The sequence below is a fragment of the Sediminicoccus sp. KRV36 genome, assembly GCF_023243115.1.
In the GTDB taxonomy this organism is placed as follows: Bacteria; Pseudomonadota; Alphaproteobacteria; order Acetobacterales; family Acetobacteraceae; genus Roseococcus.
Window position 1 is genome coordinate 4,597,578 of sequence record NZ_CP085081.1, and the last position, 23,775, is coordinate 4,621,352.

Annotated in this window: 24 protein-coding genes, 1 pseudogene and 1 riboswitch; of the genes and pseudogenes, 15 read left to right on the plus strand and 10 right to left on the minus strand. The window is 64.5% G+C overall.

The features are described 5' to 3' along the window. Positions 1–61: 61 nt before the first annotated feature. The gene (gene flgE, locus LHU95_RS21870) at positions 62–1,339 is read right to left on the minus strand and encodes a flagellar hook protein FlgE (RefSeq protein WP_248709067.1); all 1,278 of its coding nucleotides are present in this window, start codon (positions 1,337–1,339) and stop codon (positions 62–64) included. A gap of 634 nt (positions 1,340–1,973) precedes the next feature. Between flgE and LHU95_RS21875 the strand changes: the two genes are divergently transcribed. Beyond that, positions 1,974–3,362, plus strand: coding sequence for a flagellar hook-length control protein FliK (locus LHU95_RS21875; RefSeq protein WP_248709068.1), 1,389 nt, complete (start codon positions 1,974–1,976; stop codon positions 3,360–3,362). A 19-nt stretch (positions 3,363–3,381) separates the two neighbouring features. Next, a complete protein-coding gene (locus LHU95_RS21880) occupies positions 3,382–4,044 on the plus strand; it encodes a flagellar hook capping FlgD N-terminal domain-containing protein (RefSeq protein WP_248709069.1) in 663 nt (220 codons plus the stop codon). A gap of 21 nt (positions 4,045–4,065) precedes the next feature. Here LHU95_RS21880 and LHU95_RS21885 read toward each other — a convergent pair whose 3' ends face one another. Continuing rightward, positions 4,066–4,989 (minus strand): DUF429 domain-containing protein, encoded by a 924-nt coding sequence (locus LHU95_RS21885; RefSeq protein ID WP_248709070.1) that lies wholly within the window; start codon positions 4,987–4,989, stop codon positions 4,066–4,068. Between the two features lie 159 nt (positions 4,990–5,148). On the opposite strand from LHU95_RS21885, the gene LHU95_RS21890 reads away from it, so the two are divergent. After that, positions 5,149–5,670, plus strand: coding sequence for a cytochrome b/b6 domain-containing protein (locus tag LHU95_RS21890; RefSeq protein ID WP_248709071.1), 522 nt, complete (start codon positions 5,149–5,151; stop codon positions 5,668–5,670). On the opposite strand, the gene aat is transcribed toward LHU95_RS21890, so the two are convergent. Then, positions 5,654–6,322: a leucyl/phenylalanyl-tRNA--protein transferase gene (gene aat / locus LHU95_RS21895; protein WP_248709072.1), complete on the minus strand. Its 669-nt coding sequence runs from the start codon at positions 6,320–6,322 to the stop codon at positions 5,654–5,656. The two genes, LHU95_RS21890 and aat, sit on opposite strands and share 17 nt — an antisense overlap. Positions 6,323–6,516: 194 nt before the next feature. Here aat and LHU95_RS21900 point away from each other — a divergent pair, with 194 nt between their 5' ends. Continuing rightward, the gene (locus LHU95_RS21900; protein ID WP_248709073.1) at positions 6,517–6,813 is read left to right on the plus strand and encodes an antibiotic biosynthesis monooxygenase; all 297 of its coding nucleotides are present in this window, start codon (positions 6,517–6,519) and stop codon (positions 6,811–6,813) included. 12 nt (positions 6,814–6,825) lie between these two features. Here the strand turns inward: LHU95_RS21900 and accC are convergent, their stop codons facing one another. From accC to aroQ, 3 genes are read right to left on the minus strand one after another with little or no spacing between them, the layout of a single operon-like run. Next, the gene (gene accC / locus LHU95_RS21905; RefSeq protein WP_248709074.1) at positions 6,826–8,166 is read right to left on the minus strand and encodes an acetyl-CoA carboxylase biotin carboxylase subunit; all 1,341 of its coding nucleotides are present in this window, start codon (positions 8,164–8,166) and stop codon (positions 6,826–6,828) included. A gap of 38 nt (positions 8,167–8,204) precedes the next feature. After that, on the minus strand, positions 8,205–8,690 hold the full coding sequence (accB, locus tag LHU95_RS21910) for an acetyl-CoA carboxylase biotin carboxyl carrier protein (protein WP_248709075.1): 486 nt from the start codon (positions 8,688–8,690) through the stop codon (positions 8,205–8,207). Further along, a complete protein-coding gene (aroQ, locus tag LHU95_RS21915) occupies positions 8,687–9,142 on the minus strand; it encodes a type II 3-dehydroquinate dehydratase (protein ID WP_248709076.1) in 456 nt (151 codons plus the stop codon). The genes accB and aroQ overlap by 4 nt, the downstream gene beginning before the upstream one ends. Positions 9,143–9,293: 151 nt before the next feature. After that, positions 9,294–9,404, plus strand: a riboswitch (TPP riboswitch). Positions 9,405–9,500: 96 nt separating this feature from the next. On the opposite strand from aroQ, the pseudogene thiS reads away from it, so the two are divergent. The 4 genes and pseudogenes from thiS to LHU95_RS21940 all read left to right on the plus strand — a co-directional run bounded on the left by thiS (position 9,501) and on the right by LHU95_RS21940 (position 13,614). Further along, positions 9,501–10,481 (plus strand): annotated as a pseudogene (gene thiS / locus LHU95_RS21925) (sulfur carrier protein ThiS). A 34-nt stretch (positions 10,482–10,515) separates the two neighbouring features. Further along, entirely contained in the window at positions 10,516–11,295 is a 780-nt protein-coding gene (locus tag LHU95_RS21930) for an SDR family oxidoreductase (RefSeq protein WP_248709079.1), read from the plus strand. A 454-nt stretch (positions 11,296–11,749) separates the two neighbouring features. Continuing rightward, entirely contained in the window at positions 11,750–12,880 is a 1,131-nt protein-coding gene (locus LHU95_RS21935; RefSeq protein WP_248709080.1) for a type III PLP-dependent enzyme, read from the plus strand. A 128-nt stretch (positions 12,881–13,008) separates the two neighbouring features. After that, positions 13,009–13,614 carry a hypothetical protein gene (locus LHU95_RS21940; protein ID WP_248709081.1) on the plus strand — a complete coding sequence of 202 codons (606 nt, stop codon included), beginning with the start codon at positions 13,009–13,011 and terminating at the stop codon, positions 13,612–13,614. 13 nt (positions 13,615–13,627) lie between these two features. Here LHU95_RS21940 and LHU95_RS21945 read toward each other — a convergent pair whose 3' ends face one another. Next, on the minus strand, positions 13,628–13,834 hold the full coding sequence (locus LHU95_RS21945) for a hypothetical protein (RefSeq protein WP_248709082.1): 207 nt from the start codon (positions 13,832–13,834) through the stop codon (positions 13,628–13,630). 36 nt (positions 13,835–13,870) lie between these two features. Between LHU95_RS21945 and LHU95_RS21950 the strand changes: the two genes are divergently transcribed. Continuing rightward, positions 13,871–14,443: an XRE family transcriptional regulator gene (locus LHU95_RS21950; protein ID WP_248709083.1), complete on the plus strand. Its 573-nt coding sequence runs from the start codon at positions 13,871–13,873 to the stop codon at positions 14,441–14,443. Between the two features lie 27 nt (positions 14,444–14,470). Here LHU95_RS21950 and LHU95_RS21955 read toward each other — a convergent pair whose 3' ends face one another. After that, on the minus strand, positions 14,471–15,298 hold the full coding sequence (locus LHU95_RS21955; RefSeq protein ID WP_248709084.1) for a CoA ester lyase: 828 nt from the start codon (positions 15,296–15,298) through the stop codon (positions 14,471–14,473). After that, on the minus strand, positions 15,295–16,527 hold the full coding sequence (locus LHU95_RS21960) for a CoA transferase (protein ID WP_248709085.1): 1,233 nt from the start codon (positions 16,525–16,527) through the stop codon (positions 15,295–15,297). The genes LHU95_RS21955 and LHU95_RS21960 overlap by 4 nt, the downstream gene beginning before the upstream one ends. Positions 16,528–17,080: 553 nt before the next feature. Here LHU95_RS21960 and rutA point away from each other — a divergent pair. Genes rutA through LHU95_RS21990 form a run of 6 tightly spaced genes read left to right on the plus strand, consistent with a single transcriptional unit; the run spans position 17,081 to position 22,825 of the window. Next, positions 17,081–18,157, plus strand: coding sequence for a pyrimidine utilization protein A (rutA, locus tag LHU95_RS21965; protein WP_248709086.1), 1,077 nt, complete (start codon positions 17,081–17,083; stop codon positions 18,155–18,157). A 20-nt stretch (positions 18,158–18,177) separates the two neighbouring features. Further along, a complete protein-coding gene (locus LHU95_RS21970) occupies positions 18,178–19,263 on the plus strand; it encodes an ABC transporter ATP-binding protein (RefSeq protein ID WP_248709087.1) in 1,086 nt (361 codons plus the stop codon). Next, positions 19,260–20,123, plus strand: a complete 864-nt coding sequence (locus tag LHU95_RS21975) for an ABC transporter permease (RefSeq protein WP_248709088.1) — start codon at positions 19,260–19,262, stop codon at positions 20,121–20,123. Before LHU95_RS21970 ends, LHU95_RS21975 begins: the two co-directional genes overlap by 4 nt. Positions 20,124–20,125: 2 nt before the next feature. Next, positions 20,126–20,974, plus strand: a complete 849-nt coding sequence (locus LHU95_RS21980) for an ABC transporter permease (RefSeq protein ID WP_248709089.1) — start codon at positions 20,126–20,128, stop codon at positions 20,972–20,974. Between the two features lies 1 nt (position 20,975). Continuing rightward, the gene (locus tag LHU95_RS21985) at positions 20,976–22,124 is read left to right on the plus strand and encodes an extracellular solute-binding protein (protein WP_248709090.1); all 1,149 of its coding nucleotides are present in this window, start codon (positions 20,976–20,978) and stop codon (positions 22,122–22,124) included. Further along, the gene (locus LHU95_RS21990) at positions 22,124–22,825 is read left to right on the plus strand and encodes an isochorismatase family protein (RefSeq protein ID WP_248709091.1); all 702 of its coding nucleotides are present in this window, start codon (positions 22,124–22,126) and stop codon (positions 22,823–22,825) included. Before LHU95_RS21985 ends, LHU95_RS21990 begins: the two co-directional genes overlap by 1 nt. Before the next feature lie 92 nt (positions 22,826–22,917). Here LHU95_RS21990 and lexA read toward each other — a convergent pair whose 3' ends face one another. After that, a complete protein-coding gene (gene lexA, locus LHU95_RS21995; protein ID WP_248709092.1) occupies positions 22,918–23,610 on the minus strand; it encodes a transcriptional repressor LexA in 693 nt (230 codons plus the stop codon). Positions 23,611–23,775: the final 165 nt, after the last annotated feature.

The window sequence follows — 23,775 nt, forward strand, 5'->3', positions numbered from 1 at the left end:
GACGCCCATTGACGAAAGATGAAGCGCCCAAAGCGCGCCAATGCGGCTCACGGCCAGCGCGTCAGCGCTTCATGTTGATGGTGTCCTGAAGCATCTCATCCGCGGCGGTCACCACCTTCGTATTCGCCGTATAGGCGCGCTGTGCGACAATCAGCTTGGTGAACTCGGTTCCGATATCCACGTTGGATTTCTCCAGCGCGCCAACCACGAGCTTGCCCACGCCATTGCTTGCCACGTCGGTGACCTGCGCCTCACCGCTTTCGATGGTGCGCATGAAGCCCTGGCCATCCAGGCGTTGCAGGTTGTCCGCATCGCTGAAGGCAACGAGCGGCACACGCGCCACGATGCGGAACTGGCCATTGTCGTAATTCACCGCGATGTCGCCATTCTCGCGCACGGCCAACCCTGAATAGGCACCCGGAGGCACGCCGTTCTGCGAGAGGTTGCGGAGCGAGAAATCCTTGCCCGCATATTGCGTGATACCCTGCGCCACATTGAAGCGGCCGAGGTTCAGTGAGATCGGCTGGTTGCCCAGGCCAAAATCCATCTCAAAGGCATAATCAACCGCCGTATTCGGCGTGCCGGTCAGACCGTCGAAGCTTTCTATTCTGCCATTTTGGCCAAAGATCAGCGGAATATCGATGCCACCTGCAACAGGATTCGGCGTGATCGTCATGTTCCAGCCCCGCGGCGTGCCGTCCGTCATCTGGGCAAAGGTCAGGGTGACCGCGTGGCGCGTGCCGACCTGATCATAAACCTGGATTTGTGTACTGAAGCTCTTGGCATCGATGGCCGTGGCGGGTGGAGGGATGGCCGGGATATTGGCCGAGATCTCGATATTGGAGGTCGCGATGGGATTGAACACCTGCTGGCTGACCCGTACGGGCTCCAGCGTGGTGCGGTCCACCACGCCGTTTGCATCGAGGGGCCAACCCTGCAGGAAGTAGTTGCCGCCATTCACCAGATAGCCATCACGATCCATCCGGAAATCACCGGCACGGGTGTAGAATTGCCGCTCATCGAAGATCGGCAGGCCGTCAACGGCGCCACGCGCCTGAGCGACACTGAAGAAGCCCTGCCCACCAATGGCGAGACCGAGCGGATTTTCGCTCTGCTCCACTGTTCCCTGCACCGTGTTCGTGAAATCCGGCCGCGCCATCACCGAGCCTGGTGAATGCGAACTGGCGCTGGACTGTGTGATCAGATCCTGAAAATTCGTGTCAATCCGCTTGAAGCCGGTCGTCTGGCTATTGGCCAGGTTGTCCGAGATGTGGCCCAGCGAGCGCGATTGCGCGTTGAGGCCTGAAATCGCCGTGGTCATCGCGCCAAAGAGCGACATAGAGAGGACTCCCTTGCCTGGGGGGTTGCGTGGATGCGGCCGCCCCGAGATGCAGGGCTGCGCTGCGCCTCGCAGGATGCATGCCAGGATTTCGGAGCTTCAGCCGGGCAGAATCTGCCGCGAGGAGATCAGAACTGCCGCGTGCAGGGCGGGCATTGCCCAGTGCTCCTGGCTTTCCACTTGGCCCGGCCCTTGCTGTGGGCTCCAGGAAGGCGCGGGATCAGGAACGGGCAATGGGGTCCGGCCACTCAGCCTCTGGGGGGTGATTGGCATGGATGGCGGCTATTCCATCGGCTTGGCGCCTGCGGCAAGCCCAACGCCGAGCCTGGTAAGCCCCCCTGCCGCGCCACCGGAATCCGGCGCTGAGACGGGGTTTCAGGACGCACTGAACCGAAGCGTGGCGGCGACTGTGAGCGCCGCAGTACCGTCGTCCGTCACGGCCGCATCCGGGCTCGCGCCATCGGTCCCAGCCGCTTCCAACCCGCTTTTCCCTCCCGCGGCAGCACAGATACAAACCCCGGAATCACGTGTTCCGCTGGCGCAGCTTGAGGCCGCTGCTATCCTGCCGTCTGCTGCGGCGACCAGTGGCGCTCTCCCGGCATCTACACCTGCATCGCCAGCCTCCCCCGGCCTGATGGCGGCTGCCACCCTGCATGAAGTGGTCGCGTCTGGGGCAGGCCTGACCAAGGCCGAGTTCCCCTCGGCCCATACGGAAGCGCCCCTGGCATCGCCGGCTGAGTTTCAGTCGCCCCTGCCTGCTCTGCTAAGCGCGAACAGCCCTTTGCAGGCGACCGACCCAGCCCCACAGGTCGAGGCAGAGATCACAGCGGCCGTGACTTCACCACTGGAAGTGGGCATCGCGGCGACCAGCGATCAGGCCGTCGAACGGATGGAGCCTCACGACGTGCTGCCAGATGAGCGCCAGAAGGAAGCTCTCGGCGAGGCGCCTGCGGAAGATCCCGCGGAATGGCTTGGGGAAGCGCCGGAACAAGCTGGACCCGCGCCCATCCTCGCCAACAGCGAAATTCCCCCAACCTTGTCATTGAACGCCCCCGCTGAGCAGCCGCGAGGACTGCCGACCTCTGCCCCACCACCACAGGCGGAGATCGGGCGTCAATATGCTCCCACACAGTTGTTGCCCCTCCCGGCCGGCCCGGTTGGAACGCAAAGTGTCGTCGCGCCGAGCGTGGTCGAGGCGCCGGACCAAGTGCCCCCTTTGCCAGCTGTGGCGGCAGACCGCAGCGCCAACCCAGCACCGCAGGCTGGAGGCAAGATGGAGCCGGTTGAGCCGGTCTCCGCCGCATCACCACCGTCTCCGCGAGCCTCGGATGCAGCCGGCAGACGCAGCGGAGGACAGGGGGCTGGCCAGGACGCGTCGATCCCCCACGCCGCAGCGGAGGAGCCAGCCGCCGACACACAGAGCCCGCGCGCGACAAGCCAGGATCCAGCGCCCCCGCTCAGCGAGCCAAAGCCGTCTGATGCCCGCCCCAATATGCCGCCCACGCCCCCGATCACTGCCAGCGCCACCCTTGCCTGGGGCTTTGAAGCCCTCATGCCCCACCAGGCGCGCCCGGCAGAGGCCGCGGCGCCTGCGTCACCGCCTGCGCCCATGCCGGTGCGGCAAATTGCACCGATCGCCATTGCGCTGGCCTTCACGCCCGGCAATGCGAATGGCTTTCAGCTCAACCTTGACCCCGTCGAGCTGGGTCGCGTCGAGATCCGCGTCCAGCGGGAGGGGGATTCACATTCCGTGCGGGTGATGGCCGAACGCCCGGAAACGCTCGCGCTGCTGCTGCGGGACCGGCAGGAGCTGGATCGCAGCCTGAACGATGCCGGATTGCGTGTGGATTCCAAAGGCATTGATTTCTCCCTGAGTCCGCAATTTGGCCAACCGGACCAGCGCCAGCAGGGTGAGGCCAGACCAGGCCAGGCAAGTCGCGCCGCCAGCCGAGCATCAGCCCAGCCGGAAGCCGAACCACCCCCCACCCGAGCACTGCGCGGGCTGCTTGACCTCAACATCTGACCCAGCAAGGAGAGACCCCATGAGCGGAAGCATCGGCGCGACCCAGGGCACCACCACCACGGCCACACCTCGCAACAACTCCACCGGTATCGGTGCGGATTTCAATACCTTCCTGACGCTGCTGACCACGCAGTTGCGAAACCAGGACCCGACCAATGCCATGGATGCCAACCAGATGACGCAGCAGCTGGTCCAGTTCGCAACGGTCGAGCAGCAGATCAAGGTGAATGATAATCTGGAGCGGCTGCTCAGTGTGGAGCAGGGCAACCAGCTGGTTTCCGCCGCGCCTCTCATGGGCCGCGTGGTTGAGGTGGAAAGCGACAGCATGGCTCTGCAAGGCGGGCAGGCGCAGCTCCGGCTTCCCGCCGCCGGGGAGGCAATTCGCGCACAGATCACGGTCCTCGATGCGAATGGCCGCGTCCTGCGCAATGCCGAGGCCAGTCTTGGCTCAGCCACTGCCATCTGGAGTTGGGACGGGCGCGACGATAACGGACGCCAATTGGCAGATGGCGCCTATCGCTTCGCCATCAGCGGCATCCGCGCGGATGGAACGCAAACCACCCTGGCTGCCGGCGTTCTCGCCCGCGCAACCGCGGTGGATCGGCGCGATGGTGAGGTGCGCTTGAGCCTTGGTTCGCTTTCGGTCAGCTTCGACAAGCTTCGCGGCCTGGCCGCTTCCTGAGCCATCGGCGGCGTGGCGGGCTTATCCTGTAACGGCTGATGGACCTGCTGGCCAAAGCGGCGGATCGCTCTGGCCCAGAACCCAGCCCTCCCAGCGCCGGACCATGTCATCCTCCGGCACGGCATCCGCACGCACCCCGTCCAGCACGGCGATGAGCGCAAGCAGGCCCAGCACGCAATCCAATCTGTCCTCGCCAGCCGAATCTACGCCGAAGCCCTCGCGGATCGTCACCTTGGCGTTCGGCGTCGGCGTCACCTGCAGCCGCGCCAATGCGTCACCAAGTGCTTCAGCCAGACCCAGGCGCGCGGCGTGATCCCGCTTGCTGCCATGGAGCTTGAGGCCGAGCTGCCGCAGCGCCTCTGCCGGATATACTTCGGCCACGGCAAGCCTGCCCGTCCGCAGCAACCCGTGCAGCCCGCCAGCGAAGGGCCACAAGTCTAGCGGCGCGCCGGCAGCGAGGGCAGGTGCGAGCCAATCTCGCCAGGCCGTGATGGCGGCCTTGCCGGATTGGTTGGCCCCGAGCGTCCAGAAGGGCGGCGCGCCGGCGGGACGTTTGGCGGTCGCCCGGTCGCACCAGCGGTGCAGGGCGTCGGCATCCGGCAAGCCGAGCGCCGCTGCGTGGGACGCACGGGTCATGCCCTTCACGCCACGCTGGGGATAAAAGGGTGCGTCGAGGCTGACCGTGGCGAGCGTTTCGTTCACGGCAAAGAAGCGCGCATCGCCTGCGCGGCCCAGCAGAAACTCGACGAAGCCAGCCTCGCGCCGCTGCAAGGCATAGTGCCGGGGCACGCCCAGTGGCAGGTCGAGACCCAACACAGCCGGCACACCTTCGGCCCGCAGCGCTTCTGCGAAATGCGTGACCTGGCCGACGAGGCGGGGCGCCTCCATGCGCCAACCCGCCGCATGGCGCTGCGCAATGGCGGCCCAGCGCTTTCCGGGCGCCATGGACCAATCAGCGTGCGCGGCTATCATTCGCATGCCAGGATGCCCGGAAGGCCGGAGCGGGCGTGCCCTGCATGAAACCACTCTGGCCGCTGTTTGGCGCGCAACAGCGGCCACGGCCCTTCTTCCGGGCTTGGGGCCGCAGCACGGATGGAGGCATGCATGGCTTATACCCCGTTGGCGAAGTGGTTTCACTGGATCACCGTGGCGCTGATCCTGATTGCGCTACCGACCGGCTTCGTGATCGGCCACGTCAAGGATTCCAGCAAGATGGGCTTCTACGCCATTCATGAAAGCGCGGGCCTCACTTTGCTGATCGTGGCGGGCTTGCGGCTGTGGTATCGCATCCGCAACCCCGTGCCGGTCGAAGCGAGCCTGCCGGCCCCCATGCGCATGGCCGCAACCGGCGTGCACCACGCCCTTTACGGCGCCCTGATCCTGCAGCCGCTGCTGGGCTTCTTCACCACCAATGCCTTCGGCTTTCCCATGCAGGGCGCCACGGCCTATCTCGGCTTCATCAACCTGCCGAAATTCATGCCAAGCTGGGAGGGGTTGGCGAATATCCTGCTGTGGATGCACCAGTGGCTCGGCCTCGCCATCGTGGCGCTTCTTGCCGCCCATATCTGCGCCGTGATTTTCCATCAGGCGGTCCGGCGGGATGGGACGCTTATTCGGATGGTGTAGAGCGCAAGGCTTCAATTTCCGCAGCCAGCAACGCCGCATCCGGTTCGGCGATAAAGCGGGCGGGAGTTTCGACCGCCACCGCCAGCATCTGCTTGTAAAGGGCGCGCGGCACCTCCTCCGTGCCGAATTGCGCGAGATGCGCCGTCTGGAATTGCGCATCGAGCAACGTGAAGCCACCCAGCCGCAGCCGCGCCACCAGATGCACCAGCGCGATCTTGGAGGCATCATCTGCCCGGCTGAACATGCTCTCACCGAAAAACGCCCCGCCGAGCGAGACACCGTAGAGCCCGCCCACCAGGCGCTCCCCCTCCCAGGCCTCGATGGAATGCGCGTGCCCCTGGCCATGCAGCGCCAGGAACAAGGCGCGGATTTCGGCGTTGATCCAGCTATCGGTCGAGCTTGGCCGCGGCGCGGCGCATTCAGCGATCACCGCCGCGAAGGCGTGGTTGGCGGTGATCCGGTAAGGCGCCTGCCGGACCCGCCGCGCAAGTCGCCGCGAGAGATGAAAGCCCTCCAGCGGGATAACGCCCCGCTGCTCAGGATCGAGCCAGTAGAGCGTGCGGGCATCCCGGCTTTCCGCCATCGGAAACAGGCCAATGCGATAGGCCCGAAGCATGAGCTCAGGCGTGATTTCCATCTGCCGCCGCGACATCAGCGCGGCTCCATGACCGCTGGGCGCAGCGGCGGTAGAGAGGGCGGAACGGCGTTGGCCCAGGTTTGCACGCCCTCACCCTAGCAGCTTGTCTGCGCCGGATCGAAGCCCTCTCGTCCGGGCAAAAAATCTCCTGGGCGACGCATCCGGCATGGCAGGCCAATCGTAGCTCTGGGCAATCCAAGGATTCATCGATGGGACCGAACATCACCGTCACCCTGACAGGCCGCGTCCGGCCGGACCGGCGCAAGCATCTGCTCTCCGCCCTCCCGCGTTTCGCCGCTGCCGCACGCCGCCACCCGGGGTGCCTGGCCTTTGAATACAAGGTGGATAAGGCCGAACGCGAGGCACTGACCCTCATCGAAAGATGGGTCGATCCAGTGGCCGCGATGCATCACCTGGCGACCGATCGCACGCGGCGGTTCCTGGCCTTAACGCATGAATGCCTGGAGGCCCCACCCGCCATGACCACCGTCGCCGCGTTGGATTAGGCAGCATCCTGTTCAGAGGCCGCGCGCGACGAAACGCTCCAGCCAATGGATCGTGTAGTCGCCCGACTGGAACTCCGCATCGGCCATGATGCGGCGATGCAAGGGCAGCGTGGTCCGGATGCCATCCACCACCATCTCGTCCAGGGCGCGCTGCATGCGTGCAATCGCCTGAGGGCGCGTTGGCGCATGGACAATGAGCTTGGCGACCAGGCTGTCGTAATGCGAAGGCACGGAATACCCCGAATACAGCGCACTATCCACGCGCACGCCAAGCCCACCAGGCGCGTGATAGGTGGTCACCTTGCCAGGGGAGGGGGCGAAGGTTTCAGGATCCTCGGCGGTGACCCGGCATTCGATGGCATGGCCGTTGAACGTCACATCCTGCTGGCCGTAGCCCAGCTTCTCACCGGCCGCGATGCGGATTTGTTCCCGCACGAGATCCACGCCGCACAGCATCTCCGTCACCGGATGCTCCACCTGAAGCCGCGTGTTCATCTCAATGAAGGCGAATTGCCCATCCTGATACAGAAATTCCAGCGTACCGGCATTGCGATAGCCAATCTGCCTGAGGCCCGCCGTCACCTGCGCACCCAGCGCATCCCGCTCCGCACCGGTCAGCGCGGGTGACCCCGCCTCTTCCACAAGCTTCTGATGGCGGCGCTGCAAGGAGCAGTCGCGCTCGCCGAAATGCACGACATTGCCGTGGGTATCCGCCAGCACCTGCAACTCGATATGGCGCGGCCGATCGAGGTATTTTTCCATGTAGACGCTGTCATTGCCGAAGGCGGCCTTGGCTTCGGTGCGAGCCACCTGCCAAGCCTCTTCCAACTCCTCGGCCGAGCGCGCGACCTTCATGCCGCGCCCGCCGCCGCCGGCGGCCGCCTTGATCAGCACGGGGTATTTGATCACCTCGGCGACTGCGCGGGCCTCCTCAAAGCTTTCCAGCGCTCCGGGCGAGCCCGGCACCAGCGGCACATTGAGTTTACGCATCGCATCCTTGGCGGAGATCTTGTCTCCCATCATGTGGATGTGATCCGCGCTGGGTCCGATGAAGGTCAGGCCATGGGCTTCCACCATTTCGGCGAAACGCGCATTTTCAGAGAGAAAGCCATAGCCAGGGTGGATCGCATCGGCACCGGTAATGGCCGCGGCCGAGAGGATTGCCGCCACGTTCAGATAACTGTCGCGCGCCGAGGCAGGGCCGATGCAGACGCTCTCATCGGCCAGGCGCACATGCATGGCCGAGGCATCGGCTGTGCTATGGACGGCAACCGTGCGAATGCCCATTTCCTGACAGGCGCGATGCACCCGCAATGCGATTTCGCCGCGATTGGCGATCAGGATTTTCTTCAATGTCTGGCCCTCGGGTAGCGGGCGGCGGGAGCCATTGGCTACTCCACCAGCACCAGCGGTTCGCCATATTCGACGGGCGTGCCCGCATCCACCAGGATCCGCGTGACCGTGCCGGATCGTGTCGCCTTGATCTGGTTGAAGGTCTTCATCGCCTCGATCAGAAGGACGGTCTGCCCCTGGCTGACCTTGGCGCCGAGGCTGATGTAAGGCGCCGCCCCCGGCTCGGGTGAGAGGTAGGCGACACCCACCATCGGCGATGTCACCAGGCCCGGATGTTTCAGGTCGATCGCTTCTGGATCGGCCGGGGCGGCCGCAGGCGTTGCGGCCGGCATCGGCGCCTGCATGGGCATGGGTGTGGGCGCGGGCTGAGCCGCGTAGTAATTCGGCTGTGCTGCCGGAATGATCCGGGCGACCCGGATCCGCGAATCCTTCTCCGAGAGCTCGATCTCCGTCAGATCGGTTTCGCGGAGGATATCCGCCAGCTTGCGGATGGCGTCCGCGTCAAACTGAATGCCGCTGGTCATTCGTCTTCATCCTCATTTCCGCCAACGAGACTCGCCATCGCCTGCAGCGCGAGCGCATAGCCCGCTACGCCCAGGCCAGCGATCACGCCGGTGGCGGCCTTGGAGACCAGGCTGTGCTGCCGGAACTCCTCGCGCCGATGAATATTGGTGATATGGACCTCGATCACGGGAAGACCGACGGCGATCAGCGCGTCGAGAATGGCAACCGAGGTTGTGGTGTAGCCAGCAGGATTGATCACGATCCCGGCGGCACGCCCCCGGCACTCCTGAATCCAGGAGACCAATTCGCCCTCCATGTTGGACTGGCGAAAATCAATCGCAAGGCCGAGTTCCTCGGCCGCTTCGGCGCAGAGATTCTCAACATCATCCAGCGTCGCCGTGCCGTATTTCTCTGGCTCGCGCGTGCCCAGTGTATTGAGATTCGGGCCGTTGAAGACGGCGATGAGATTCATGGGTGTTCCGGATGGCCACAAAATACAGAAGTGTGTCGGGCTAGCATGCATGCCACTCCAGCGGCAAGCGCGGGCCCCGAAGCTGGCGGGGCCGTACCAGGCTGTGCCCGGGCGTCCATGATTGACCGCAAGCCCGCCCGCGACCTATGTTTCAGTCACCAAGGGGTGCCCTCATCCAAAGGGCTGAGATACCGCGGGGCTGCGGTGACCCTTCGAACCTGATCCGGGTCATGCCGGCGAAGGGATGGGCAGGGGACCGTTCGCCGGGCCTCGCCATCCACCCGTCCGGGCAAGGCTCCTCCATTGCTTCGGGATGACGCGCGCCATGTCCAGCCTCTTGGAACCAAATGATACCGGCCTGGCCCTGACGGTGAATGGCGAGCCATTGGCGGTTGCGCCAGGCAGCTCGGTTACAGATCTTCTGGCCAGGATCGGCCTCGCCGAACGAAAGGTTGCCGTCGAACGCAACCTGGAAATCGTGCCGCGTTCCCAATACACGACCACGCGCCTCGCCGATGGAGATGCCATCGAGATCGTGCATTTCATCGGGGGTGGCTGAGCCTTGACCGAAGACAGTTGGGAAGTCGCCGGCCGGCGCTTTCACTCTCGCCTCATCGTCGGAACGGGGCGCTACAAATCGCTGGAGGAGACCCGCGACAGCATTGCTGCCAGTGGGGCGGAGATCGTCACGGTTGCCGTGCGGCGGGTCAATCTGAGTGATCCCAACGCCCCCATGCTGCAGGATTTCGTGCCGCCAGACCGCTACACCTACCTGCCCAACACCGCCGGCTGCTTCACCGCGCAGGACGCCGTCCGCACATTGCGCCTGGCGCGCGAAGGGGGGGGCTGGAATCTGGTAAAGCTGGAAGTTCTGGGTCCTCCGCCCTTTCTCTACCCTGACATGGCCGCGACCTTCGAGGCGGCGGCGGCGTTGATCGGCGATGGCTTTGAAGTGATGGTCTATTGCGCCGATGACCCTGTGGCGGCCAAGCGGCTGGAGGAAATGGGCTGCGTGGCCATCATGCCGCTGGGCGCGCCGATCGGTTCCGGCATGGGTGTCGTGAATCCCTATATGATCCGCGCCATCAAGGCGGCAGCGCGGGTGCCCGTCCTGGTGGACGCAGGGATCGGCACGGCGAGCGAAGCGGCTTTCGCCATGGAGCTTGGCTGCGATGCCGTCTTGCTGAACAGCGCCATCGCCCACGCCCAGGATCCGGTGCGCATGGCAGGCGCGATGAAGCATGCCGTCATCGCCGGGCGGGCGGCCTTCCTCGCCGGGCGCATGCCACGCGACTACAGGGCGGATGCCTCAAGCCCCATGACGGGGCTCATCCGCTAGGTTAGCCTCCCCGCCAGCAGAGGGAGAGAACAGGATGGATCTCGGCATCAAGGGCCGCACAGCGATTGTCTGCGCGGCCTCCAAGGGGCTTGGACGCGGTTGCGCCTTTGCCTTGGCACGCGAAGGCGTTTCGCTGGTGATTTCGGCGCGCGGCAGCGATGCGCTGGAAGCCACCGCAGCGGCGATCCGCGCTGAGACCGGCGTCGCTGTCACCACCGTCCAGGGCGATGTGACGACCGAGGCCGGCCGGGCCGCGCTGCTCAGCGCCTGTCCCGAACCTGATATCCTGATCACCAATGCGGGCGGCCCGCCGCAGGGTGAGTTTTCGCAATTCGAGTTGGACGATTGGCGCCGCGCCGTGGAAGCGAACATGCTGACGCCCATCGCGCTGATCCGCGCTGTATTGCCGGCGATGAATGCGCGACGCTTTGGGCGCGTGCTGAACATCACCAGCTATTCGGTGAAGATGCCGATCGGCCGGCTGGAGCTCTCCAATGGTGCGCGGGCCGGCCTCACCGGCGCCCTGGCTTCGCTGGCGCGCCGGGTGGCGGCCAATAACGTGACGATCAACCATCTTTTGCCAGGCCCTTTCGACACGGATCGCGTGCGCGGCAATTGGAATGTGGTGGCCAAGGGCGGCGGGGCGGACGTGGCGGAGCTGGAACGCCGTGCCGTGGCCGGAATTCCGGCCGGGCGGCTCGGAACGGCCGAGGAGTTCGGCGCCTTCGCCGCCTTCCTTTGCTCGGCGCATGCGGGCTTCACCACGGGGCAAAGCATCCTGCTGGATGGCGGCTCCTACCCTGGGACCTTGTAGGCGGCGCGGGGGATAAGCACCTCCGGCCACGCGTGAATGCACTGCGCGCATTCCTGCCCCGCGCCGGAAACACTCCTGCCATCCCTGGGGGCTTTCCGGCATTTCCCATTGAGCACCCGGGGGGCTTTCGGCGGGGTTTCCGGCGCCCCCGGGGGGGACACGCGAAAAAACTTCGCTTAGCCTACGAAACTCGCTTGCATCGCCGCGAAGCAGCGCCTACACCCCCACCACAAGACGCAGTACGCACGTGCCTCTGGCCCCAGGCCCACGGAGCTGAGCCCCTCAATAAGGCTTGCCACCGCGGCGCAAGGTTTACGCAACGACGTCAAGCGTTCTGGCAACCCCGCGAAGAGATTCGCGGTCTTCTTCTGGTCGCTGGTTCGTTCGACCGTTTCGTCAATCTGGGGCCACCCCTGAATGGGGTTGGTTCCACATTTATGTGGAGTACCGCGCGATGACCCCGAAGGTCGCTCGCTACCTTGCTGCCAACCAGCCGCCCACGCCGTGCCTCGTGCTGGATGTGGATCGGGTTGCCGCCAATTTCGGCCGGCTGCGGCAAGCCATGCCGCTCGCACGCATCTACTACGCCGTGAAGGCCAATCCGGCCGCGCCGATCCTGGATCGGCTGGTGGGTCTAGGCTCCTATTTCGACGCGGCTTCCTTCCAGGAGGTCTCGATGTGCTTGGCTGCTGGCGCGGAGCCGGCCGCCATCTCCTATGGCAACACCATCAAGCGGGAGCGCGATATCGCCGCGGCCTACGCTGCCGGCGTGCGCATGTTCGCGTTCGACAGCGAGATGGAGCTCGAGAAGCTTGCGCGCTCTGCGCCGGGTAGCCGCGTCTATTGCCGCATCCTGGTCGGCAATGACGGCGCGGAATGGCCGCTCAGCCGGAAATTCGGCTGTGAGGTCGAGATGGCAAAGGCCTTGATGGTCAAGGCCACCCAGATGGGTCTCGACGCTTTTGGCTTGTCTTTCCATGTCGGCAGTCAGCAGACCAAGACCGCGGCCTATGAGGCGGCGATCGCGAAGGTCGCCATGCTCTTCACCGACCTGGTCGAGGCGGGCGTGAAGGTGCGCATGGTCAATCTCGGCGGCGGATATCCGGTGCGCTACAAGGCGGAAGTGCCCGAGATCGACGATTTCGGCTCCGCCATCATGGGCGCCATGGTCGAGCATTTCGGCAATGCGATCCCCGAGATCGTGATCGAGCCCGGCCGCTTCCTGGTGGCCGATGCGGGCGTGATCTCGTCCGAGGTCGTGCTGGTGAGCCGCAAGGCCGAGAATGATCCGGTCCGCTGGGTCTATCTCGACATCGGTCGCTTCGGCGGGCTGGCGGAGACGGAGGGCGAGTCCATCAAATACGCCTTCCAGACCCTGCATGATGGCGGCCCCGAGGGCCCGGTCACCATCGCTGGCCCCACCTGCGACAGCACGGACACGCTCTACGAAAAGAGCAACTACCGGCTGCCCATGGCGCTGACGGCCGGTGACCGCGTGGAGCTTCTGGCGACTGGCGCCTATGTGACGACCTATGCCAGCCAGAAGTTCAATGGCTTCGATCCGCTGGAAGAGCATTATATCTGATCGGCTTGGGGGGCAGCGCCCCCCAGTTCCACGCTAGTCGGCAGAATCCGGCTAGCTGCGTTTCCATGCGGGGCTTGGCCGAGCCAAATGTGGCGCAACATCCCTGGCCAGCATAAGCTTCCCGCACAATGCTCCAGAACCATGCCACGAACCTGCTCATAGTGCTCGCCACCGGGCTTGGCCTTCTGGCGGCACCCTCCATCAGCGCCCAGACTGGACCAAGCCTGATCCCAACGCGGGATGTCGTGGTGACCTATCGGATCGTCAGCAGTGAGGCCACCACGACGCTGGACATGGCGTGGCTCGCCGCCGCGGCGAAGCTGAGGGCGGATGTCCCGGGCGTCGGCTGGTCCGTTGCCGATCACCGTGCTGGGACCGGCTTCATCGTCATCGAGGAAGCCAAGCGGATCATGGAGATGCCGCCGCGCGTGCTGCAGGGCCAGCTCGGGCCGCCGGCCGGGGCGCGCTTCACCCAGGAGGGAACGCAGCGCATCGCCGGTACGGCCTGCACGGATTGGCGCTATGAAGGCAGCGGCCAGGAAGGGCGCATTTGCCTCAGCGCCGATGGGATCATGCTGCGCAGCCAGGTCACCGCGGGCGGACCCGCCGGGATCACCGGCGGATTGGAAGCAACGCATATTAGATATGAGGCCCAGGACCCGGCACGCTTTGCCGTGCCTGAGGGCTACCAGCGTGTGCAGCCGCGCATGCCGCGTGAGCGGCCAGTGAGATGAAGCGCCCGCTCCCTCAACGATACTTGCCACGCTCGAGGATCTCGAGCGTGTATTCCTTGTAGGTGATCCCCAGCTCTTCGGCCCGCGCGAGCCGGCGCAGCGCCACTTCGCGTGGCGGCGTTTTCCAGGCTTTCTTGTGAGCCCGCTTCCAGACCCAGCTGCGCCAGGCTGTGCCCTCGTCTTCCAGCGGCGGCCCGCCATTATGCCCTGTTGCGGTCATGGCTGAATTTTCCACTAAAGTGGCGATATGTCCAATATGATGTTATCCCTGGATCATCTTCTGGCGCAACGGATCCGGCGTGAGCGCGAAGCGCGCGGCTGGTCTATCGCCGCGCTGGCCACTGAATCCGGCGTCTCTCGCGCCATGATCAGCAAGATCGAGCGCGCCGAAGCGAGTCCCACGGCAGCACTTCTGGGCCGGCTTTCAGGGGCGTTGGGCCTCACCATCTCGGCCTTGCTCGCCCGCGCCGAGGCGGATGCCGGGGGCAGCCGCGTGACCCGTGCCGCAACCCAGGAACGCTGGACCGATCCGGAAACAGGCTATCGGCGCCGCGCCCTCTCGCCATCCGGCACGGAGCCGGAGTTGGTGGAGGTGGAGTTGCCGCCTGGCGCCCATATCGCGTACCCGGCCGCCTCCTACCGTTTCCTGCGCGGCCAGGTGGTCTGGGTGCTGGCGGGGCGGCTGCTCATCCGGGAAGGAACACAGGAAACCGAACTCCACCCCGGCGACGTCCTGGCCTATGATCTGGCCACGCCCCGCGACTGCGAATTTAACAACCCCTGCGGCACGGACTGGTGCCGCTACGTCGTCACGCTCACGCGCAAATAGGGTGCATCGCCGCCGCCTGCCTCTGGCCTAGCCCGCCTGCGCCAGAATGCGCCTCGCGCGGATCAGGATGGGTTCATCCACCATCATCCCATCCACCACAAAGGAGCCGCGTCCCTCACGCGCCGCATCCTCACCCGCCGCGATCTGCCGGCGGGCCAGATCCAGCTCCGCCGCGCTGGGCGAGAAGCCCTCATTGAGAATGGCCACCAGCGAGGGGTGAATGCAGCTTGCCCCGACCATCCCCGCGCGTTTGGACCGGGTGACAAGGGCGCGGATTTTCTCCGCATCGCGATAATCCGCCACGGTGCCGAGCGTGCCGAGCGGTGCAACGCCGGCCGCCACGGCCGCCAGCACCATCTGCCGCTTGGCCATGGCGATGATCTCATCATCCGCCGCGGCACCACATTCAGCGGCCAGGTCCTCGGCGCCGATCAGCAGCCCTGCGACGCGCGGCGAGGCGCGGGCGATCTCGTGCAGGGCGCGCAGTGCAGCCGCCGTCTCCACCATGGGGATGATGCGCATCGCCCCGGTCAGCAACTCGGCCGCAAGCTGGACGTGATCGGGCCCCAGCACCTTCGTGAGCAGGATACCATCGGCGCCGGCGGCGACTGCGGCCTCGATATCACCCACAGCGAGGCGCAGCGGGCGGTTGACCCGCACGAGCACATCCGCGCCGCCGGCGCGCGCGATCGGGATGGCGGTGGCGAGCGCGGCCCGCGCCTCACTCTTGCGCTCATGCGGGATGCTGTCCTCCAGATCGAGCAGGATGGCATCGGCGCCGGAGGTCGCGGATTTCTCCACAAAGCGCAGGACATTGGCCGGGACGTAAAGCATGGAACGCCAAATTCGGGTCATGCCCGCTTCTCCTGATCAAGCACGATGCCCGCCGCGCGCAGCCGGGCAAGTTCCGCCTTGCCCAGCAACGGGCCGAGCAGCGCGTCATTGTCCTGGCCCAGCCTGGGTGCCGGGTTGCGCAGGATGCCGGGGGTGGCGGAAAGCCGAGGCACCTCGCCATGCATGGGCAGCCAGCCTCCCGGCATTTCCGCATCGGGCACTTCGATCAGCGCTTCGCGGCCGGCGACATAGTGATCCGCCTCCAACCCCGCGACATCCATGATCGGGCCGATCGTCACGCCATCGCGGTCGAATTGCGCCAACGCCTCGGCCATATCCAGCTGCGCCACGGCGTCACGGACCACGCCATCAATCTCCTCGATATGGCGTATACGGTCGGAATTGGTGCGGAAGCGAGGGTCCTCGACCAGCTCCGGCCGGCCGATGCTTTTCATCAGTTTCACGAAGATCGCCTGCGTGGAACTGGACAAGCCGACCCAGCCGCCATCCTTGGTCTGGTAGGCATTGCGCGGTGCGGTATTGGTGCTGCGGCTGCCGGTGCGCGGCTTCACTTTTCCCGAAATTCGGTAATTTGCCATCTGCGGCTCCAGCACCGAGAAGATCGGCTCGAACAATGAGAGATCCACCACCTGGCCCTGGCCCGTGCGCTCCGCATGACGCAGGGCAATCAGGGTGGAAGCCGCGCCCATCAGCCCGGCATAGGCATCGGCCATGAACATGGGCGGCAGTACGGGCGGACGGTCCGCATAGCCATTGATGGCGGCGAAACCTGAATAACCCTCCACCAGCGTGCCGAAGCCCGGCTTGTGCGCGAAGGGCCCGGTCTGCCCCCAGCCCGAGACGCGCACGATGACGAGGCGCGGGTTGGTCGCATGCAACGCCTCGGGGGAGAGTCCCATCTCCTCCAGCACCCCGGGGCGGAAGCTCTCGACAAAGACGGCCGCTGTTTCCACCAGGCGCTTCACCACGGCGATGGCGTCCCCCTGGCGAAGATCGAGGCAGATGCTGCGCTTGTTGCGGCACCAGGTTTTCCAGGAGGTCTCCACGCCGCCGACTTTCCAGGCGCGCAGCGAGTCCCCGGCCGGTGGCTCCACCTTGATGACCTCGGCACCCTGGTCGCTGAGCATCTTGGTGAGCATGTTTCCGGCGACGAGGCGCGAGAGATCCACCACGCGCAAGCCATCCAGGGCGCCCTGAGCTGCCGCATCGAAATCGCGCCGCGTGAGCATTTCTGTGCATTCCCCCTCGGCGAAACTTCAGGGTGACGCTATGGGCCTGACTGCCAAGGGTCAATCAGGGGAGCGGCGCCGATGGCTCCTGCGACAGGCCTGCTCGGGCGCGGAGAAGGCGCGACATGGGCGCTGAACCGTGCACGAAGAAGCTGGGCGAAATCCGGCAAGGCTTGGCCTGGCAGCCCGTAGCGGCGCCATAGGCGCGTCCGGGACCAAACACTTGGTGCAATCAGCCTGGATGCGCTCAGCTCGGCCTGGTCGGCGCCATCGCACGGGTTATGAGCGCTGCCGAAGCACCACCACAGACATCAGGTGAACTGGAAGCGGCGGGCACGTCAGGCAACGGCGCCACGCATACCGCGCCAACCCATCTTACGAATGGAAGAATTGCTGGAATCGCTCATTTTATGGGCTTTCTGAGTATATTTTCTGCGTTATTCTCTGGTGCAGCCTCTGTTTGCTTGATTTTCACGCATACGCAAGCGCTTTTGGGTTGCTCGTCCTGGTTGTGCCGCACAAACTTGACTTCGCGGCCTCAGGAGCGGTTTGGATGGATATCGGCGTCTTTCTTCCCATCGGAAACAATGGCTGGCTGATCTCGACCACCTCGCCGCAATACATGCCGACCTTCGAATTGAACCGCGAGGTGACGCTCAAGGCGGAGCAGTACGGCTTCGATTTCGCCCTCTCCATGATCAAGTTGCGCGGCTTTGGCGGCCCCAGCGAGTATTGGGATCACAACCTCGAAAGCTTCACGCTGATGGCGGGCCTCGCCTCCATCACGCGGCGCATCAAGCTCTTTGCGTCCGTCGCCGTGCTCACCATCCCACCGGCCGTGCTGGCGCGCATGGCGGTGACGATTGACGCCATCGCGCCGGGCCGCTTCGGGGTGAACATCGTCTCCGGCTGGCAGAAGGCCGAGTATGAGCAAATGGGCATCTGGCCCGGTGAGGTGCATTTCGCCCGCCGCTACGATTACTGCGGTGAATACGTCCAGGTGATGAAGGACCTCTGGTCCAGCGGCCGCTCCGACTTCAAGGGCGATTTCTTCCAGATGAGCGATTGCCGCGTCAGCCCGAAGCCTGCAGGGGATTTGCAGGTCATCGCCGCCGGGCAATCCGGCCGCGGCATGCAATTCGCCGCCGAATACGCCGATTACAACTTCATCAGCGCTGGCGGGGTGAATGACGTATCGCAGGTGCGGCCGCATACCGAGCGCCTTATGGCAGCCACTGCCGCCTCTGGCCGCGCCTGTGGCGCCGTGCTGCTGATGATGATCATCGCCGACGAAACCGACGAGGCGGCGATGGCCAAGTGGGAACACTACGTCGCCGGCACAGACCTCGAAGCCCTCGCCTGGCGGGATGGCCAGGCGGCGGCGGATGTGAAGGCGGAGGCCCATTCCACGGTCGGCCGCATGGTGCGCTCACTGCGCGAACCCACGACCATGCTTCGCTTCATCGGCTCCTACGCCACGGTCGCGCGGCAGATGGATGAGTTGGCGGCCATCCCGGGCTTGCAGGGCGTGATGCTCACCTTCGATGACTACCTCATCGGCATGGAGCAATTCGGCACGCGCATCCAGCCACTGATGCAATCCCGCCAGCACATCGCGCAAGCGGCCTGAGCGGCGTGCCGGATGGCGCCATGACCACACAGCTTGATCTGGAGCTGCGCGGGTTGCGCAAGCGCTACGGCGGCTTCGTCGCGGTGGATGGCGTCTCGCTGAAGGTGGGCAAGGGGCAATTCGTCTGCCTGCTCGGCCCCTCCGGCTGCGGCAAGACGACGACGTTGCGCTGCATCGCGGGCCTGGAGGAGCCCGATGCGGGCGATATCCTGATCGGCGGGCGCGAGGTCACGCAGGATCCACCCTGGGAGCGGGACATCGCCATGATGTTCCAGGATTACGCGCTGTTTCCGCACATGACCGTGGCCAAGCAGGTCGGTTTCGGGCTGGAGATGCAGAAGCGCCCCAAGGATGTCATCGCCCGCCGCGTGGCCGAGGTGCTGGCCGCCTTCGAGATCACTGCCTTCGCCGAGCGCAAGCCTGCCAGCCTCTCGGGCGGCCAGCGCCAGCGCGTGGCGCTTGCCCGCGCCATGATCACCGAGCCCCGGCTGCTGCTGCTGGATGAGCCGATCGGCGCGCTGGATTACAGCCTGCGCGAGACGGTGATGATCGAGCTTAAGGCGCTGCAACGGCGCTCCGGCATTTCCTTCATCTGGGTCACGCATGACCAGAATGAGGCCTTCTCGCTGGGCGACCATGTGGTGGTGATGAACCAGGCGCGGATCGAGCAGCAAGGCCCGCCGGAGGAGATTTTGCAGCGCCCGCGCACGCCCTTCGTCGCCGGGTTCGTGCAGGGGAACAACGTGTTCCGTGGCAAGGTCACCGGCATCGAGGGCGATGCGGTCCGGGTGGCGACGCCATCCGGCAACTTCCTGCTTCCAGCGCTGGGCGCCGCGCCCGCGCTGGGCAGCGCTGCCTCCTTCTCCGTCCGGGCCGAAAGGCTGCGCCCTGGCCCCCCCGGCGAATGGCCCAACCGCGTCATCACCGAATGCCGCGCGGTGGAATATTTCGGCTCAGTGCGCCGCTATATCCTGGGACGCCCGGATGGCGAGGTGATGAAGCTTGACCAGTTCGGTGCGGAGCCCGCCTTCATCGCCGCTGATGCTCCCTGTGAGGTTGGCTGGCCGCTGGAAGCGGGCGTGCTGCATGAGGGCGCGCCGGCATGAGCAGCATCCGGCCCGGATCAGCGGCGGCCTATTGGCTCGCGGTGCCGGCCGGGCTCTGGATGTTCGGCGCGGTGGTGATGCCCGCGCTGCTGATCGTCTGGGTATCGCTCTGGGGCGGGCGGGGCTTTTCCACGGCGAGCCCGCTGACCTTCGAGAATTACATCCGCTTCTTCAGCAACCCGACCTATCTGAACCTGATCGCCACCACCCTGCGCCATGCGGCGATGCTGATGGCGATCACCGGAGTGCTTGGCTACTGCATCGCCTATTTCCTGGTGGTAAAGCTGAAGAGCGCCCGCTGGCGGACGGCACTGTTTCTGGCCTTCATCATCCCCTTCTGGACCAGCGCCCTGATCCGCGCCATCGCCTGGATTCCCTTCCTTGGCGTCAATGGCGTGATCAACCAGGGACTGATGGGGCTCGGCGTGATTGATCGCCCGATCGAGGTGTTCCTGTTTTCCCGCACAGGCATCTCCATGGCTCAGGTCTCGCTCTACACGCTGATGGCGAGCGGGCCGGTGGTCTACATGCTGTCGCAAATCCCGATGGCGCTGCGCGAGGCGGCGATGACGCTGAAAGCCCCGCCCGGCGTGGTGTTCTGGCGCATCATCTTTCCGCTGACGCTGCCCGGCGTGGTGATTGGCCAGGTGCTGGTTTTCCTCAGCGTCATGGCCGATTTTGCGACGGTACAATGGATCGGCGGCAACAAGATCGCGCTGCTGCCCAACCTCGTGATGAATTTCTACGAGGGCGCGCAGTTGCGGGGGGCGGCCGTTGTCGCCGTGGTGCTCATGCTGTGCATGCTGGTCGGCGTGGGGCTGGCCATGCGCGTCGCCGATATCCGCCGGCTGGGGCGTTAAGAATGGGGGCGCTGAGCATCGGGTGGAAGACTCGCTCCCGCGTCACGGGCTGGCTGCTGGGGGCGCTGACCATCGGCTTCCTGCTCTATCAATGGCTGCCGGTGTTTACGCTCGCGCTGCTCTCCTTCAGCGGGCCGACGGGCGGCACCACATTCCCGATGAACGGCGTCTCGCTGCATTGGTATCGGGAGCTGTGGGACGCTTCGATCATGAGCGATTTCAAGCCGCCGCTGCTGCGCTCGGTGATGCTGGCGGCGGCCTGTTCGCTCACCACCTGCATCCTCGCCGTGATGGCGGCGCAGGCGATGCGCGGGCGGTTCCGCGGGCACAATGCTTTCTTCTACCTGCTGCTGCTCGGCATCATGGCGCCTGGCCTGCTGGTCGGCTTCGGCTTCGCACTGCTGGCGCGCATCCTGGAGATCGAGCCAGCCTGGAACACCACCGGCTTCATCGTCCATGTCACCTGGACGCTGCCCTTCGGCTTCATGACCATGCTCGCCATCTTCAACCGCTTCGACAGCCGGCTGGAGGAGGCGGCGCTGACGCTGGGCGCCACGCGCATCATCACCTTCAGGCGAATCACCCTGCCCATCGTGCTGCCGGGCGTGCTGGGTGCCGCGCTGTTCGGCTTTTCGCTCTCCTATGACGAATTCCCGCGCAGCATGTTCACGACAGGCGCGGATATGACACTGCCGCTGGCCGTCATGGCGCAGCTGGACCGGCAATTGACGCCGGAGCTCTACGCCATCGGCACGGCCACCACCCTCACCTCGCTGCTGGCCATTCTGGGCTGCGTGGCGGGGCTTGCTCTCCTGCGCCGTACGCAGCGCCTCACCACGAAAGGGACATGAGATGACCATACCCCGCCGCCTGATGCTGGGGGCAGGCCTGGCTGCGCCCGCCCTGTTCAATCCCGCCGCCGCGCAAAGCCGGACGCTCAGCCTTTCGGGCGCCAGCTATGACATGCGCGAGCCCATCCTGCGCGAGTTCCAGCGCCGCACGGGCGCCACGCCGCGGCCGTGGATCAACCCCTCCACCCAGGCGCGGGTGGACCGCATCCGCACCGCCCAGGTGGATTGCGTGACGACCGACAGCCCCTTCGCCGCCTATGCCAATAGCGAGCGCCTGCTGCGGCCGATTGACGTCTCCCGCATCCCCAACTGGAACCGGCTGCATCCGCTGATGCGCGAGGGGCGAGCCACGCCCGATTCGCCGCTCGGCCTCGGCGCCAATCCAGGGCGGACCATGTATCTCAATCCCGAACGCTCGCAGATCACGTTCCTGCCCGCGTTCTTCCAGATGGATTCCATCGGCTACAACGCACGCCATGTGCCGGCCGAGAACAACACCCTCTCCTGGGGGGAATTGTTCAATCCGCGCTGGCGGGGCCGCGCGGCGCTCTACGGCATTGACTGGCTGGGCATGCTGGATGCGGCGCTGGGCATGAAGGCGCTGGGCCTGCTGCCCGCCACCACCGACCCCACGGGCCTCACCAATGCCGAGGTGGATACCGTCACCAGCTTCCTCAAGGAGAAGAAGCGCGAGGGGCATTTCCGCGCCCTCTGGCGCTCCTATGGCGAGTTGGTGAACCTCATGGCCTCGGAGGAGGTCTGGATCGCCGATGCCTGGTGGCCGGTGGCAGTGGAGGTCGCTTCGCGCGGGATTCCCATGCGCTATGCGGTGGCCAAGGAAGGATATCGCGCCTGGTGCAATGGCTATGGCATCTCGGCCAATTGTCGCGATGTGGACCTGGCCTATGAATGGCTGAACTACTGGACCTCGGGCTTTCCTGGCGCGCGGCAATCGGAGATCGGCTATTTTTCCTCGGTGGATACCTATCCCGAATTTCTCAGCCCCGAATTGCAGCGCTCGGTCTATGGCGGAGAGGGGCGGGATGGAGGCTCGCTCGCGCAGCGCGCGGCGAATGTCTATGTGTGGAACACACGCCCGGCCAACCTGGAATACTATACTGAGAAGTGGAACGAGTTCCTGGCGACCTGATGATCGAAAGCCACCTCACCGCGCGGCAATTATTCGCAGCCCTGTGCGCCGGCCCGCAGCGGCCGCGCTTCGGCTTTGGTCGGCGCGCGGCGCTGGTCAATGTGGACCCGCAGCGCGCCTATACCGATGTCGCGGCCTTCCCAGCCACGGCCTATGAGACGGACCCCCGGCAATGCGAGCACATCAACGCGTTGGCCTCGCTCTGCCGGGAGAAGGGCTTTCCCGTCATCTGGACCTATGTCGCCTATCTGGAGGGTGGCGAGGATTGCGGGATCTGGGGCACCCGCACCAACACGCCAGATAGTCTGCAGAATATCCACGAGGGTTCGGAGCGCGCGCAGCTTGATCCGCGCTTGGTGATCGCATCGACGGACATTGTGATCCGCAAGCGCATGGCCTCAGCCTTTTTCGAGACGAATCTGCGCTCGCTGCTGACCTTCCACGGGGTCGATACCGTGGTCGTGACTGGCGGGTCCACGTCAGGCTGCGTGCGTGCCACGGTGGTGGAAGGCCTCTCATGCGGGCATCGCATGATCGTTCCGGAGGAATGCGTGGCGGACCGGCACGAGAGCCCACATTTCGCCGGCCTCTACGACATGGCGGTGAAATATGCGGATGTCCTGCCCGTTGTTGACGTGCTGAAAGCGTTTTCCGCTTTACCCGGACGCAGTCCTGCGGACGGCCTAGCCACCATCCTCTAAACGGTTGGTGCTGAACCTATCGGAAAATTCGAAATCACAATCAATAAAATTCTTTATGACAATCGCCCTATAGAAAATATCAAAATTACCATTTAGTACTTTCGGAGAAGACCTACTAGTTTACCTTGTATTTCAACGCGATCTGGCCCAAAAATTCGTGTCTCGAACATTTTATTTGCTGGTTCAAGAGCGATAGAATTACCTTTTTTTCTGAATTTTTTTAGAGTTACTTCTGTTTTATCAATGAGAGCGACAACAATATCTCCGTTATCTGCAGAGTCGCCGCGCCGGATAACAACCGTGTCACCGTCCAGGATGCCTGCATCGCGCATAGATTCGCCACTTACCTCAAGGGCGTAACAATCCTTACCGATCAGCATATCGGAGGGAATCTCTGTTAGCATTTCGTGATCAGAAATTGCTTCAATTGGTAAACCTGCTGCGATACGCCCAAGCAGCGGAATCATCGTCGCACTTATCTCCGCTTCCCTAGGAATTCCACCAACGAGTTGTACGTAAGATGAATTGTATTCTTTTTTATTTCCAGAATTATTCAGGATATCAGAATACTGGAGAGGTGAACGTACAATTTCGAGGGCGCGCGCTCGATGGGCACGCCGCTTGATAAACCCTCTCTCCTCAAGGCCTGAAATCAGGCGATGGATTCCGGATTTGGACTTCAGAGACAGTGCGACTTTCATTTCGTCAAACGACGGAGAAAATCCGGTGGCTTGCTGATGGCTCTGAATGAACATTAGCAACTCAAGCTGCTTGCGCGTCAGCATTTCATGAAACCTTCTTGGGAAGCTTCTGGACGCGCCCGTGAGCGCCTCCAGAGAACAAATCAGAAACTCGGATTTTGTTCTACAAACATTCTTCTTCCCTCGTCAAACTGATTTTGCGAAGGCAAATCGCCAAGGGCCGATTGCAGGCGCAGCGCCCAAGCGCCG